Origin of the sequence: Sinorhizobium numidicum (genome assembly GCF_029892045.1) — a bacterium.
Taxonomy (GTDB): domain Bacteria; phylum Pseudomonadota; class Alphaproteobacteria; order Rhizobiales; family Rhizobiaceae; genus Sinorhizobium; species Sinorhizobium numidicum.
The window spans coordinates 2,044,419-2,058,405 of record NZ_CP120368.1; the positions used below are offsets into that span (position 1 = coordinate 2,044,419).

At 60.7% G+C, this 13,987-nt stretch carries 11 protein-coding genes and 1 pseudogene; 3 read left to right on the forward strand and 9 right to left on the reverse strand.

Annotated elements, in window-relative coordinates; translation table 11 throughout:
• Positions 1-72: 72 nt before the first annotated feature.
• On the reverse strand, positions 73-1,149 hold the full coding sequence (locus PYH37_RS20990; protein ID WP_280733327.1) for a D-alanine--D-alanine ligase family protein: 1,077 nt from the start codon (positions 1,147-1,149) through the stop codon (positions 73-75).
• A gap of 476 nt (positions 1,150-1,625) precedes the next feature.
• On the opposite strand from PYH37_RS20990, the gene PYH37_RS20995 reads away from it, so the two are divergent.
• A complete protein-coding gene (locus PYH37_RS20995) occupies positions 1,626-2,048 on the forward strand; it encodes a VOC family protein (RefSeq protein ID WP_280733328.1) in 423 nt (140 codons plus the stop codon).
• A 231-nt stretch (positions 2,049-2,279) separates the two neighbouring features.
• Here PYH37_RS20995 and PYH37_RS21000 read toward each other — a convergent pair whose 3' ends face one another.
• From PYH37_RS21000 to PYH37_RS21020, 5 genes are all read right to left on the reverse strand, one after another.
• Positions 2,280-3,170: a cytochrome c1 gene (locus PYH37_RS21000; RefSeq protein WP_280733329.1), complete on the reverse strand. Its 891-nt coding sequence runs from the start codon at positions 3,168-3,170 to the stop codon at positions 2,280-2,282.
• Between the two features lie 32 nt (positions 3,171-3,202).
• On the reverse strand, positions 3,203-4,483 hold the full coding sequence (locus PYH37_RS21005; protein ID WP_280733330.1) for a cytochrome b: 1,281 nt from the start codon (positions 4,481-4,483) through the stop codon (positions 3,203-3,205).
• Positions 4,484-4,497: 14 nt separating this feature from the next.
• Complete coding sequence (petA, locus tag PYH37_RS21010; RefSeq protein WP_280733331.1) at positions 4,498-5,076, reverse strand: ubiquinol-cytochrome c reductase iron-sulfur subunit; 579 nt, start codon at positions 5,074-5,076, stop codon at positions 4,498-4,500.
• A gap of 310 nt (positions 5,077-5,386) precedes the next feature.
• Positions 5,387-7,252, reverse strand: coding sequence for an ABC transporter ATP-binding protein (locus PYH37_RS21015; RefSeq protein WP_280733332.1), 1,866 nt, complete (start codon positions 7,250-7,252; stop codon positions 5,387-5,389).
• 114 nt (positions 7,253-7,366) lie between these two features.
• Entirely contained in the window at positions 7,367-9,220 is a 1,854-nt protein-coding gene (locus PYH37_RS21020; protein WP_280733333.1) for an ABC transporter ATP-binding protein, read from the reverse strand.
• A gap of 482 nt (positions 9,221-9,702) precedes the next feature.
• Between PYH37_RS21020 and PYH37_RS21025 the strand changes: the two genes are divergently transcribed.
• Positions 9,703-10,164 carry a tRNA (cytidine(34)-2'-O)-methyltransferase gene (locus tag PYH37_RS21025; protein WP_280733334.1) on the forward strand — a complete coding sequence of 154 codons (462 nt, stop codon included), beginning with the start codon at positions 9,703-9,705 and terminating at the stop codon, positions 10,162-10,164.
• A gap of 14 nt (positions 10,165-10,178) precedes the next feature.
• Here the strand turns inward: PYH37_RS21025 and PYH37_RS21030 are convergent, their stop codons facing one another.
• Entirely contained in the window at positions 10,179-11,411 is a 1,233-nt protein-coding gene (locus tag PYH37_RS21030) for an MFS transporter (RefSeq protein WP_280733335.1), read from the reverse strand.
• Positions 11,408-11,983, reverse strand: a complete 576-nt coding sequence (locus PYH37_RS21035) for an NADPH-dependent FMN reductase (RefSeq protein ID WP_280733336.1) — start codon at positions 11,981-11,983, stop codon at positions 11,408-11,410. Before PYH37_RS21035 ends, PYH37_RS21030 begins: the two co-directional genes overlap by 4 nt.
• A gap of 75 nt (positions 11,984-12,058) precedes the next feature.
• Between PYH37_RS21035 and soxR the strand changes: the two genes are divergently transcribed.
• Positions 12,059-12,547, forward strand: a complete 489-nt coding sequence (soxR, locus tag PYH37_RS21040) for a redox-sensitive transcriptional activator SoxR (RefSeq protein WP_280733337.1) — start codon at positions 12,059-12,061, stop codon at positions 12,545-12,547.
• A 72-nt stretch (positions 12,548-12,619) separates the two neighbouring features.
• Here the strand turns inward: soxR and PYH37_RS21045 are convergent.
• Positions 12,620-13,835: pseudogene (locus PYH37_RS21045) on the reverse strand (MFS transporter).
• Positions 13,836-13,987: the final 152 nt, after the last annotated feature.

Here is a 13,987-nt window from a genome sequence, read left to right on the forward strand (position 1 = left end):
TTAAGCTTCTACGATGGCCGGCAGCCGCCCAACTGGCGATCGTTAAAATCGCGCCTTACGGCCCAAAGCGTCTTACTGCCCCGCCCGCGATAGCCCATGCTGCACGAGCCGGTCGATAATTTCGGCATAACTCACGCCGCTTGCTGCCATCGCCTTCGAATACATGCTGATGTCGGTGAAGCCGGGGATCGTGTTGATCTCGTTGACGAGCAAGCGCATGTCCGCAGTCACGAAGAAATCGACGCGCGCCATGGCGTCGCAGCCGACCGCCCTGAACGCCTGCCCCGCCATCTCGCGGATTCGGCTTTCGACCTCTTCCGGCAGTTCAGCAGGCACCTTCAGCGCCGCGCCCTTGTCGTCGATGTATTTCGCTTCATAGCTATAGAAGCCGTGGCTCTCAGCTGGAACGATCTCACCCGGACGCGAGACGAAGAGCCCGCCAGTCGTGTCCTCCAGTACGCTGCATTCGATCTCGCGGCCGCGGACAAACTCCTCCGCAAGCAGCTTGCGATCATGCTGGAAACCCTCCCCAAGCGCCGTCTCGAATTCCCTTTCGGTCGTAACCTTGCTTACGCCAACCGACGACCCCTGCCGGGCGGGCTTGATGAAGACCGGCAAACCAAGTTCGCGCTCGAGTTCGACGAAGGTGGGCGCGACGCCCTGATGAATTGTGGTCGAACGCGCGATCGGCAGGCCCGCCTCTTTCAACAGACGCTTGGCCACTTCCTTGTCGAGGGCGGCCGCCGAGCCGAGGATGCCGCATCCAGCAAGCGGTACGCGGGCGACTTCCGCAAGCCCCTGGACCGAGCCATCCTGGCCGTGCAGCCCATGAAGCACGGGAAAGAGGATGTCGATCTTCGGCAGGTCGTAGGCGGCGCCGTCAGCCGGAATTGCAATCAACCGCCCGCACCCGCCCGGCACGAGACAGACCTCCATGCCGTTCTCCGGCTTCGACAAGTTGCCATAGTCGAAAGAGCTCACAAGCCACTGTCCTTCGCGGGTGATAAAGACAGGAACGGCATCGTATTTGGCAGGATCTAACGCTCGCATCACATTCGTTGCCGAGAGCACCGAGACATCATGCTCGGCGGAGCGCCCGCCGAAGAGTACGGCAATACGCAGCTTCAAAGGATTCAAAGCATCAGTCATGAAGGAGCTCCGGAACGATTGAGGTTGAAAAGACTTAGAGGCAAACGGCGATGCCGCGATTGGCGAAAAAGCAGTCGAAGACGGAAAGTGGCAGCGTCACATCAGCTTGGCTTTGCCTTGTTCTACAACCAAAGCGTCTGTTTTGCGGCAAAGCGAAGAGCCAGGCTAGCGCCAAAAGCTAACTACAGCCGTAATACTGTTTCTCACTTGTTCGCTCTTGCCGTTGTGTAGCGCGCTTTCAACGCCATTCCCTCTTGATATTTTAATAGCCACCGCTTCTGCCGCCCGCGCATCGCGAGCCCGCCATGCGATACATCGATACGAACGCTGTGCGCCGGAACCAGCGCCGATAGCTTACGGCTGGATGAAATGAAGCCGCGGCACGCTATTTTTCAAGGGCGCTGCAACATTGTGAATTGCCGCGTCGTTTTCCCTTAATCGACCATAGGCACGGCGCGACGGAACGGGAGTCGGATATGAGACCGCGAATAAAAGTCATAACGCTGGCGGTGAACGATCTTCAAAAGTCCCTCGCCTTTTATCGTGACGGCATGGGGCTGCCGACGGAGGGGATTATCGGCGAGCAGTTCGAAGATGGCGCCGTGGTCTTCTTCCATATGGGCAAGGAGTTGATACTGGCGCTCTACCCCGCAACTTCGCTTGCCAAGGACGCAAAGATAAGCGCGACCCAAACGCGCCTCGGCGCAGTATCGATCGGGCACATAGTCAAATCGAAGGACGAGGTCGATACGGTCATGAAGCAAGCCGAAGACGCTGGCGCCGTCGTTACGGACCCCGCCAGCGACCGCTTCTGGGGCGGGTATTCCGGTTATTTCCATGATCCCGACGGCCACCTCTGGGAAATCGCTTGGAACCCGCAGTGGACCGTCGATGACTGACCGTGAACGCCGTTCGTCTGCGAACGGGCTCGATCCTCGAGTCACTACAGCGCCGTGCGTCTTTCAGACGCACAAACATCGCTGTAACACCATGAATTGCTGAATGTTTTTATGCTTAAATCGACTCCGATTTAAAAATACAGCAGAAAAAAAGGCCCCGGACGGGGCCTTTGTCGATGAATGGTCTACAGTGCCGTGCGTCTTCTCAGACGCAGCCGCGCCAAGTCGCGATCAATGTTCCTTGTTCGCGTAGACCGATTTCTTCGTCAGATAGATGAGGCCCGTGAAGATGAACAGGAACACCATGACCATGAAGCCGGTGCGCTTGCGATCTTCAAGATGCGGCTCTGCCGCCCACATCAGGAACGCCGAAACGTCTCTCGCGTACTGGTCGACCGTCTGCGGCGCGCCGTCGTCATAGGTGACCTGTTCGTCGGAGAGCGGCTGCGCCATAGCCAGGGCCGAAGCGGCAGCGAAATACGGGTTGTAGTGCGTACCTTCGGCGACCTGAACGCCCTGCGGTGGATCCTGGTAGCCGGTCAGCAGCGCGTGGATATAGTCGGGTCCGCCTTCCTGATAGGGCCAGAACATATCGAAGATGAACTGTGGGAAGCCGCGTTCGATGCCGCGCGCCTTGGCGATCAGCGAGAAGTCGGGCGGGGCGGCGCCGTTATTGGCCGCGGCCGCCGCTTCCTTGTTCGGGAAAGGCGACGGGAAGTAATCGGACGGCACGGCTTTGCGGCTGAACATCTCACCGTCGGCGTTCGGGCCGTCCTGGACTTCATAATTAGCCGCGAACGCTTTCACCTGAGCCTCGGAGTAGCCGAGGTCTTCCAGCGTGCGGAATGCAACGAGGCTCATCGAATGGCAGGCCGAACAGACTTCGGTGTAAACCTTTAGGCCGCGCTGCAACTGCCCCTTGTCATAGTGGCCGAAGGGACCGGCGAAGGTCCAGTCCTGCTGTTCCGGCTTGTGGATCGGATAGTGGGGCGTGCCGCCGCTAACCGCATGCTCCTCACCGCCTGCCGTTTCCTGGGCAGCGGCCTCCTGGGCGACAGCCGCTCCCAGCCCGAGACCGGCGACGACAGCGAGTGACAGAATGCCTGTGACAAGCTTTTTCATTGTTCTGGGTTCCTTATCCATCGCTGTTCTGATCAAGCGCGTGCGGTTGCCGGCTGCGCCTTGGCATTCTGCTTTTCCAGCACCGCTTCGGTGATGGAGTTCGGAATGCGTTTCGGCGTCTCGATCAGGCCGAGGACCGGCATGACGACGAGGAAGAAGGCGAAGTAGTACAGCGTACCGAGCTGAGACATCACGACATACAGGCCTTCCGCCGGGCGGGAACCCAACCAGCCGAGCATGATCGCATCCGCGACGAAGATCCAGAAGAACAGCTTGTACCACGGACGGTAGACGGCGGAGCGGACCTTTGACGTATCGAGCCAGGGCAGGAAGAACAGGATGATGATCGAGCCGAACATCACCAGAACGCCGCCGAGCTTGGAGTCGATCGGGCCGATATTGAAGGTGATGGCGCGCAGCATCGCGTAGAACGGCAGGTAGTACCATTCCGGGACGATGTGTGCAGGCGTCTTCAGCGCGTCAGCCGGAATGTAATTGTCCGGATGGCCGAGGAAATTCGGCATGTAGAAGACGAACCAGGCATAGACGATCAGGAACACCGATACGCCGAGCGCATCCTTGAGCGTTGCATAAGGCGTGAACGCAACAGTGTCGGTCTTGGACTTCACCTCGACGCCGGTCGGGTTGGTCTGCCCCGTGACATGCAGGGCCCAGATATGCAGGACAACCACGCCGGCGATCATGAAGGGCAGCAGGTAGTGCAGCGAAAAGAAGCGGTTCAGCGTCGGCTGATCGACGGCGAAACCGCCGAGCAGGAACTGCTGGATCCATTCGCCCACAAGCGGGAAGGCCGAGAAGAAGCCGGTGATAACGGTCGCGCCCCAGAAGGACATCTGGCCCCAGGGCAGAACATAGCCCATGAAGCCGGTCGCCATCATCAGGAGGTAGATGACGACGCCGAGAATCCAGAGAATCTCGCGCGGCGCCTTGTACGAGCCGTAATAGAGGCCGCGGGCGATGTGCAGGTAGACAGCAATGAAGAAGAAGGACGCACCGTTGGCGTGCAGGTAGCGCAGCAGCCAACCCTGGTTGACGTCGCGCATGATCTTTTCGACCGAGTTGAAGGCGACGCTCGTGTCGGCCGCATAATGCATCGCCAGCACGATGCCGGTCAGGATCTGCACGATCAGCATCACCGACAGCATGGCGCCGAAGGTGTAGGCGTAGTTCAGGTTGCGCGGCACCGGATAGGAGACGAACGAGTCGTGAATGAGGCGCGGCAGCGGAAGACGGGAATCAACCCACTTCTCGATGCCCGTCGTTGGCGTGTAGGTTGAATGATCAGCACTCATTATCAGTAGTCCCCTCAACCGATCTTGATAACTGTGTCGGAAACGAACGTGAAGGTCGGCACGGGGAGATTCTCCGGTGCCGGACCCTTGCGGACGCGGCCGGCCGTATCGTAGTGCGAGCCGTGGCAGGGACAGAACCAGCCACCGAAATCACCGGCCTGGCCGAGCGGAACGCAGCCGAGATGCGTGCAGGAGCCGATCATGACGATCCAGTTTTCCTTGCCCTCGCCGGCGGAGCGATCGAGATCGTTCGCCTCGGCGTCAGGCGCGAGATTGGCGTTGCGCGCAACCGGGTCCTTGAGTTCCTCGAGCGGAACCGCCTTGGCATCTTCCACTTCCTTGTCGGTACGATTGCGGATGAAGACCGGCTTGCCGCGCCATTTCGCCGTCAGCGACATGCCCGGCTGCAGGCTCGAAACATCTACCTCGATCGAAGCGAGCGCGAGCGTGGAGGCATCCGGACGCATCTGGTCGATGAACGGCCAGGCTGCCGCACCGGCACCGACAGCGCCGGCCATGCCGGTAGCCAAGTAAAGAAAATCGCGGCGAGTGGGCTCGCCCAAGGTCTCGCTTGAAGTGTCGTGTTCGCTCACGGCCAAACCATCCTCTCACGCAATGTGCGGACACCGCATCCGCCCCCGGCGCAACTCCTGCCTCTTCCTGAGAGGAACCGCGCCCTATCATTCACGCTGGCACCCTCCCCGGCTTGCGGAAACAAGCTTCGGATCGGAAGTCAGAACCCGGGAAATCCTGCACGCAGATTCCCCGTCAATCCGGCGCGTTCTATGCTTGATCGCAAATTATGTCCAGCCTTGACAAGGGGTGGTGGGCAGATTGTCGCGGGGGAAAAGCGCGGCCAAATGGCACAAGGGCTTGACGCGATCCCGGGGCGGCTGCGAGACCCTATTCCGCTGCCTCATCCCGGGCGATGAACCCACCCGACTGGCGGGACCAGAGTTCCGCATAGGGGCCGCCGCGCGCGATCAGTTCCGCATGCGCGCCATCTTCGACGATATGCCCGTCATCCATCACCACCAGGCGGTCGAGCGCAGCAATCGTCGAGAGCCGATGCGCGATCGCGAGCACCGTCTTACCCTGCATCAGGCGCTCCAGATTGGACTGGATCGCAGCCTCCACTTCCGAGTCGAGCGCCGACGTCGCCTCGTCAAGGACCAGGATCGGCGCATCCTTCAGCATGACGCGGGCGATGGCGATCCTCTGGCGCTGGCCGCCGGAAAGCTTGACGCCGCGCTCGCCGACATGGGCATCGAAACCCTTGCGGCCGCGCTGGTCCTGCAGGTTGACGATGAAGTCATAGGCTTCGGCCTTACGCGCAGCGTCGATCAGTTGCGCCTCGGTCGCGCCCGGTCGGCCGAAGAGAATATTGTCGCGGATCGAGCGATGCAGCAGCGATGTGTCCTGGCTGACCATGCCGATCTGAGCGCGAAGCGATTCCTGTCGTACCGCCGATATATCTTGACCATCGATCAGGATCCGCCCGTCTTCGAGGTCGTAAAAGCGCAACAGCAGGTGGACGAGCGTCGATTTGCCGGCGCCCGAGCGCCCGACGATGCCGACCTTCTCGCCCGGGCGGATGGCAAGGGAGAAATCGTCGATGACGCCGCCGCCCCTCCCGTAGTGAAATTTGAGATGCTCGAAGCGGATCTCCGGCCGATCGACTTTGAGATCCGGCGCCCCCGGTCGATCGATAAGGCCGATCGGCTGCGACACGAGTTCGGCCGAATTCTGGATCGTGCCGATGTTGCGCATGATGGCGTTGAACTGGCCCATCATCCGGCCGAGCAGCATGTTGAGCCGCAGCACCAGCGCCAGTGTAAACGCGACCGCCCCGGAGCTGACCGCTCCCGCGAGCCAGAGATGAATCGAATAGACGGCGATCACGGTGATCATCAGCCCGGAAAGCAGAGCAAGTGAGGTCCGCACCCCCGTCAGCAATCGCGTGAAGGGAATGACCGCGCGCTGGAACCGATCGAAGCCGGCTCGGATGTAGCGATCGTTCTCCTCATCGCTGCCGAAGAGCTTGAGTGTCTGGATATTCGAATAGGCATCGACCATGCGGCCGTTGAGCATCGACGCCATTTCGGCCGTCTCGCGGGCGTGCTTGCGGACGCGCGGAACGAAATAGCGGGCAAGCGACAGAAAGACGACGATCCAGAACGCCACCATGGCTGCCAGTCGCCAGTCGAGCTGGGCGATCAGCGCCATGGTTGAGGCGGTATAGATCACGATGAACCAGACGACCTGCAGGAGGGAGACGATCAGATCGCTTGTCGCCTGGGCACCGGACCACACCTTGGTGACGATGCGGCCGGAAAAATCGTTCTGAAAGAAAGAAAGCGATTGGCGGGCCACATGGACGTAGGACTGCCAGCGCACCAGGTTGAGAAAGCCGGTGATAATCGCCTGCTCCTCGACGAGCGCAGCGAGCGCGACGGCGAGAAAGCGGAACACCAACACCGTCAGCAGCATGAAGAGCAGTTCCGGCCCGTTGGCGGAAATCAATCCGCTCCAACCGGCTTCCGGCTTCACCGTATCGAGCACATCGACGAGCCGGCCGACGAAATAGAAGAGCCCGGCTTCGAGCATCGCCACAACACCGCCGAGCACAGCCATGGCGAAAAACGGACCTTTTGCCTGGCTTGCGTAGAACCAGGCAAAGCCCCAGAGCGATCCAGGCGGCTGCAGCCGGTCTCGCGGAGCAAAGGGTTTGATCCAGTTCTCGAAGATGGTGATGATCGCGCGCAGCATTGTTCCGATAATAGGGTGCTCAGGAGGGACGGCAATCGGTTTCCGCCGCCGATGCCATTACAAATGCGTAAGCTTCTTCCCTGCCCCTGACGGGAACAGCGCGGAAGCGGCGGATTACTCCGCCGCCTCTTCCTTCTCCACGTCGTCCGCGATGAAACCACCGGACTGGCGCGACCAAAGATCGCCATAGAGGCCGCCCTTGGCGACGAGTTCGGCATGCGAACCGGTTTCGACGATCCGCCCAGCTTCGAGAACGACCAGGCGGTCCATCTCGGTCAGGGTAGACAGCCGGTGAGCGATGGCAATCACCGTCTTTCCCGCCATCAACGCGAAGAGGTTTTCCTGGATCGCCGCCTCGACTTCGGAGTCGAGCGCCGAAGTCGCTTCGTCGAGGACCAGGATCGGCGCATCCTTGAGGAAGACACGGGCGATTGCGATCCGCTGGCGCTGGCCGCCGGAAAGCTTCACGCCGCGTTCGCCGACCTGCGCGTCAAGCGCTCGCCTGCCCTGGTTGTCCTCCAGCGCCTGGATGAAGTCCCAGGCGTTCGCCTTCTTCGCGGCCGCGACAATATCCGCATCGCTCGCTTCCGGATGACCATAGGCGATGTTGTCGCGAATCGAACGATGCAGCAGCGATGTATCCTGTGTGACGACGCCGATTTGCGAGCGCAAGCTGTCCTGTGTGACGGTGGAGATATCCTTGCCGTCGATCCGTATCTCGCCGGACTCCAGGTCGTAGAAACGCAGGAGCAGGTTCATCAGCGTCGTCTTGCCGGCGCCCGACCGGCCGACGAGGCCGATCTTCTCCCCGGGACGAATATCGAGCGACAGCCGGTCGATGACGCCCTTCGCCTTGCCATAATGGAAGCGGACATTCTCGAAGCTGATCGCCCCCTTGTCGGCTGTGAACGTTGCAGCATTCGGCCGGTCAGTAATCTCATGCGCCTTCGTCATCATGCCCATGCCGTCATAGACCGTACCGATATTCTCGAACAGCGCCGAGACTTCCCACATGATCCACTGCGACATGCCATTGATGCGCATGGCAAGGCCCATCGCGATGGCGATGGCCCCCACCGAGATCGCGCTGGTCAGCCAGAGGTAAATGCCGAGTGCGCTGATGGCGAAGAGCGCCACGCTGTTGTTCGCGTAGACGAACACGTGGAACAGCGTGACCTTGCGCATCTGCCGGTAAACGGTATCGAGGAACTCCTCCATCCCCGCCTTGGCATAGGTTTCTTCACGCCCAGCATGCGAGAACAGCTTGACCGTGCTGATATTGGTATAGCTATCGACGATGCGCCCCGTCATCATCGAGCGCGCGTCCGCCTGCTCCTTGGAGATCTTCTGCAGCCGCGGCACGAAATAGCTGACGATCGAGAGATAAATCACCAGCCAGATGGCGAGCGGAGCGACCAGCCGCCAATCGGCGTTCGCCACCACGATCAGCATCGTCACGAAATAGCTGACCACGTAGACGAAGACGTCGAGGATCTTCATCACCGTTTCGCGTACGGCAAGCGATGTCTGCATGACCTTCGTCGCGACGCGTCCGGCGAACTCATTGGCAAAGAAGGTCATGCTTTGGCGCAGCAGATAGCGGTGCATCTGCCAGCGGGCGATCATCGGATAGTTGCCGAGCAGTACCTGGTGCATGATGAACGAATCGAGCGCCACCAGGCCCGGCAGACCGACGAGGATCAAGGCTGCCATCCAAGCAAGCCTGCCGCCCTCGGTTTCGAGGAAGGTCTCGCGATCGGCGTTGGACAGCCAATCGACCACGTTGCCGAGAAATTGGAACAGCGCCACCTCGCCGATCGCGATCAGCATGGTGCAGACCGACATGATCAGCAGCCACGGTGCTGCAGGCTTCGAATAATGCCAGCAGAAGGCAAAAAGGCCCTTCGGCGGGAGCGTGGGCTCCTCCGCCGGATATGGATTAAGGCGGGATTCAAACCAGCCGAACATTGTCTAGCTCCTTCAGATCATTTTGAAGGAAGGCGGGACTGCCCGCATTCTTTATCTTTGGAAAAACGGAAATTCAGAAAATAACCCCGGAACGGGCCAGGCCTCCGGAGAACCGGAGCACGCGTCAGTCGATCGATAGAAAGAAAAGGCGCGGAACCGGTTAGGCCAGGAGCGGCCCGGCTACTCGTGGGAGGCGGGTCAACATCAAAGCAGTCATGCATGCCTCCGTCGGTTCGCGTTGAAGAGGATTGACCTTTATCCTTATTCGCGCCGCAATGCCAGATTGTCGCAGGCATTTTTTTGCCTCTTTTTTCATCGCCCGCAGGCCTGTTGCCAATACGGCACAAATTAGCGAAGGAAAATCCAGCTATATCGAATAGACAGTTCCGCGCACATTTCACTGATGGATTGCCAAGCAAATCAGTGCAATACCAGCTGTCGCTGTACCGCCTCTCGCCACTTTCCGATTTGTTTGACGGCCCATGAGCAATCTCCGCATCGCCCTCTATCAGCCAGACATTCCCGGCAATACCGGAACGATCCTTCGGCTTGCCGCTTGTCTCGGCATTGCTGTCGATGTCATCGAACCGGCCGGCTTCGATCTTTCTAATCGCAACCTCAAGCGTGCCGGCATGGACTACCTCGCCTCCGTCACCCTCACCCGTCATATCACCTGGGAGCGTTTCGAGGCGTGGCGGGAAAGCACCGGCAGGCGGCTCGTGCTGGCCTCCACCAAGGCCGCCGAGCCCTATACGCGGTTCAGCTTTCGCTCTGACGACGTCCTTCTCTTCGGCAGGGAAAGCGCCGGCGTACCCGATCATGTTCATGACCGCGCAGACGGGCGTATCATCATTCCTATGGCGGGGGGCCAGCGATCCCTGAATGTCGCCATATCCGCCGCCATGATCGTCGGCGAAGCGATCCGGCAGACAGAGGCGCTCTAACCCCGGCATCAGGCTCATGAGACCGCGTCCTCCCGCGGCCGCATGACGGCCAAGGTTCTGCTCGCGAGGCATGCAACAGCGAGTGCTGCAAGCAATGCACCGGCGGCGGAGAAGGTCGCCGCGTAGCCCCAGACGCGGATCAGCGGCTGACTGACGAGCGGCGACAGGAACTGGCCGGCAAAGATGCTGGCGATCAGGGCTCCGGAGAGTCGTCCCCGCAGAGCAGGCGGCGCAATTGCGAGCAGCGTTGCGGAAAGGTTCGGCGTCATCACGCCCATGCTGACGCCAGTTATCGCCGTCGCCGCCAGGATGCCTGCATAGGACTCAACGGTTCCGAGCCCCCAATAGCCGGCACTGAGCGCCGCAAACCCCAGGGCGAAGACGGCCATGCGGCCGATGCGCTCCCTCATCCGCGCGAAGGTAAGGGCAGCCGCGACTCCGACCGCTTGCGCGAGGCCGATCGCGGCACCGGCTTGACTGGGCTGTGCGAAGCCCAGGCTCTTCAGATAAAAGGGTAACTGGGTCGGCAGCATGTAGAACATCGCAAAGTGCAGGCCGGCCGCAAATAGCAGCAGGACAAGCGGCAAGGCGGCGCCTCTGAAATCGCTCTGGTCGACGTGAGCCGCCGGTGTGATCTTAGGTTTCAGCGGCTCGGGAATGAGCGCCAAAGCCGCTGGCAGCAGCGCGAAGGCAAGACAATAGATCGCGAACGGAGCACGCCAATGGATGTCCGCGAGCAACCCGCCGCCGGTCAGGAAAATCGTTCCACCGATGCCGACGAAGGCGGCCTGAAATCCCACGTAGCGCTCGCGCGCGGCACCCTCGAAGAAGTCCCCGACCACCGCCGTCGCCGCGGTCATGATGCCGGCGACCGAAACGCCGAGCACCGCACGCCCGACGAGCAGGCCCGGAAGGCCGTCGAGAACAAGTCCGGACGACCCGGCCAGAGCAAAGAGGATCAGCGAGCTGAGCAAAAGCCGCTTTCGGCCGAAACGATCGGCAATGACACCCGCGATTGGGGCGAGCATGGCGATAAAGATCGCAGGTAAAGTCAACATCAGCCGGCTGAGCAGCGCCACGCCCTCCATGCCGGCAAAGTGAGTCTCCATGCCCGGCAGCGATGCCGAGATCGTTGCACCTGACATGATCGTCAAGGCGCTGACGCAAAGAAGGGTGAGATTGCGGCCGCGGTTTCCGGCGGAAAGCACACCCGGCGCCGGATTGTCCCCCAAGCTCTTTTCGGTCATGCCGCGACCTCGTTATAGGGTTGCGCCTTGCGCGCGGATTTCAGCGTGCGCGCCCACCAGGTCAGCCGGTCCATCATCAGGAACAGCGGCGTGCGCACCTCTTCCGGCTTGTAGAGATTTCCCGCCGCATCGAACTTCGACCACGCCTTGGGGAAGGCGATGCCGTCACGCAATGTGACCGTGTGCAGTTCTCCGAAAACCTGGCGCAACTGCTCTACGGCTCTGATGCCGCCCGATGCGCCGCCATAGGAGACGAAGGCGACCGGCTTGGCATGCCAGGGCTCATAGACAGCGTCGATCAATTCCTTCAACGGCGCCGGGTAGCCGTGGTTGTATTCCGGCGTGATGACGATGAAGGCGTCTGCCTCGGCGACCTTTCGCTCCATCCACTCTGCCGGATCCACTGCCTTTTCGACGCTGCGGGAGCTCCTCAGTCTCGCTGGATCGATGATCGTCAGATTGAAGACGGTGGAGTCGGAAAGCTCGCGGATGAGCCAGCTAGCGACGGTATCGCAGAAACGGCCCTGCCGTGCGCTGCCATAGATCAAGGCGAGGGTCATCTTCTCTGTCATCACGTATCAGCTCCTTGTGGTTGTCAGGGAGCTGATGCTATAAAACCTCAACTATAGTTGAGGTCAATAGCGCTGATGAAAAAAGACAAGGCCGATGAATTCAAACGCGAGCTGACGGTCGGCGAGGTCGCCGAGCGCAGCGGTGTTGCGGTATCCACGTTGCATTTTTACGAGACCAAGGGGCTCATTCGCAGCGATCGCAGCCGCGGCAACCAGCGGCGGTATCCGCGTGCGGTGCTGAGGCGCGTGGCGGTGATCAAAGTCGCCCAGCGCACCGGCATCCCCCTCGCCGAGATTCAGTCGGCGCTTTCAGTGCTGCCCGACGATCGTCCGCTGACGGTGGAGGACTGGGGCCGGCTGTCAAAAACCTGGCGGCATCAACTCGACGAACGCATCGCCAAGTTGACGGCCTTGCGCGACCAGTTAACCGGCTGCATCGGTTGCGGCTGCCTCTCGATGCGCGACTGTCCTTTGCGCAACCCCTATGACGTCCTCGGGGACGAAGGCGCGGGACCGCGCCTGATCGATCCGGCTGAGGAATCGGGCAAAGGCGAAATGAGCTGAGGAAGTGCCCTACTGCATGTTTCCTTAAATCGGAGCCGATTTAAAGATAAAAACATGCAGCAATTCAAAGTGCTACAGCGACCTTTGTGCGTCTGAAAAGACGCACGGCGCTGCAGCTGCAGGTCTCATTCGGATGAGGAGAACCATGCTCGCCAGGGTGCCTAAGGAACAGAGAAGCGCGATCGAGAGCGTCCAGCCATTTCCCGCTTCTCCAAGCACGAACGAGAAGAAAGGCGGCGCGGCCGCGAAGGCGAGGTTGAGCGGCAGGCCGAGACGCGCAATGACCGCGGCATACTGCGCCGAGGAGAAAAACACGAGAGGCATGGTCGCCCGGCTGACGGACATGGCGCCGCTCGAAAGACCATAGAGCACGAGGAAAAGGACGATCGACCATTCCGAGCCGTTGCCGAGGATCAGTGCCAGCAACGCCGCCGGCATGATCACCGCGGCCACCAGTCCGGTCGTAAGCCCCTCCCACCGGTTACCGCCGAGAAAATCGAAAAGTCGCGCCGAGAGCTGCATGAAGCCGATGGCGGAGCCGAAACCGACGGCAAGATAATCCGCGACCGCAAAACTGCGGAAAACGTCGATCACGACCAGTTGGAAACCCCAGGTGACGAAACCGTTGAGCGCGACAGCGGCCGCAATCAACCCGACGATGCGCCAGTAACGATCGGTTTGCGGATGCTCCGACTCTCTCGGAAGAGGTCCGAACTGCGCGAGCCCGCGGGTTGTTTCTCGGCAGCGCAAAGAAATGCAACGGTGCGCAGATGAACAGCATCACGGCGCCATAGAGGACGAAGGTACCGCGCCAGCCGAGGGCAGCATCGAGGAAGACCGTCACGGGCCAGGCGACGCTTGGCGCGAGCGCCATGGCGAGCATCTGCGCTCCGATGGCGCGGCGTGCACCCTCCCCAGCCATCTCTGTCAGGTATACGTGCGCAGAGGTCGTCAAGCCGGCAGCGCCCGCAATGCCGAGAATGGCCCAGGCCCCGAAATAGGAAAGCGGCCCGTGGGCGGCGGCGAGAAGCCATAGTGCAGGTGCCGCAAGCGCCGAGCCGACCGTCAGCACCAGCCGTGCGCCAAGGCGCGCATAGAGCGATGCAAGAAGCGGTGAACACAGTGCCATCGCCGCCAGCATGACGGTAGGCCCGAGATAGATGATGGGCAGTCTCAGACCGAGATCGCCGGCCATTCCGGCAGCCGTCACCGACACGAACATGAACATCGCGCCCCAGGCGATGATTTGCGTCACGGAGAGCACGACGATTGAGCGGAAAACAAGCATGGGGTGGAGCCGGAGGGAAACACGCGAAGATGGTGTCAGCGAAAAGCGACACTATCTGGTTTTAACGTGACTGCATGATCTTGGCCACGCCGTTTATTGATCGCCAGCATATTTTTGTGACCGCAGCGCGTCGGCGCCTGTGGGGGTATGGA

Excerpts from the sequence above, each read along its gene's own strand:
- PYH37_RS20995 (WP_280733328.1), top strand. The coding sequence starts at position 1,626 with ATGAGACCGCGAATAAAAGTCATAACGCTGGCGGTGAACGATCTTCAA.
- PYH37_RS21030 (WP_280733335.1), bottom strand. The coding sequence starts at position 11,411 with ATGACCGAAAAGAGCTTGGGGGACAATCCGGCGCCGGGTGTGCTTTCC.
- PYH37_RS21015 (WP_280733332.1), bottom strand. The coding sequence starts at position 7,252 with ATGCTGCGCGCGATCATCACCATCTTCGAGAACTGGATCAAACCCTTT.
- PYH37_RS21000 (WP_280733329.1), bottom strand. The coding sequence starts at position 3,170 with ATGAAAAAGCTTGTCACAGGCATTCTGTCACTCGCTGTCGTCGCCGGT.
- PYH37_RS21035 (WP_280733336.1), bottom strand. The coding sequence starts at position 11,983 with ATGACAGAGAAGATGACCCTCGCCTTGATCTATGGCAGCGCACGGCAG.
- PYH37_RS20990 (WP_280733327.1), bottom strand. The coding sequence starts at position 1,149 with ATGACTGATGCTTTGAATCCTTTGAAGCTGCGTATTGCCGTACTCTTC.
- PYH37_RS21020 (WP_280733333.1), bottom strand. The coding sequence starts at position 9,220 with ATGTTCGGCTGGTTTGAATCCCGCCTTAATCCATATCCGGCGGAGGAG.
- PYH37_RS21005 (WP_280733330.1), bottom strand. The coding sequence starts at position 4,483 with ATGAGTGCTGATCATTCAACCTACACGCCAACGACGGGCATCGAGAAG.
- soxR (WP_280733337.1), top strand. The coding sequence starts at position 12,059 with ATGAAAAAAGACAAGGCCGATGAATTCAAACGCGAGCTGACGGTCGGC.
- PYH37_RS21025 (WP_280733334.1), top strand. The coding sequence starts at position 9,703 with ATGAGCAATCTCCGCATCGCCCTCTATCAGCCAGACATTCCCGGCAAT.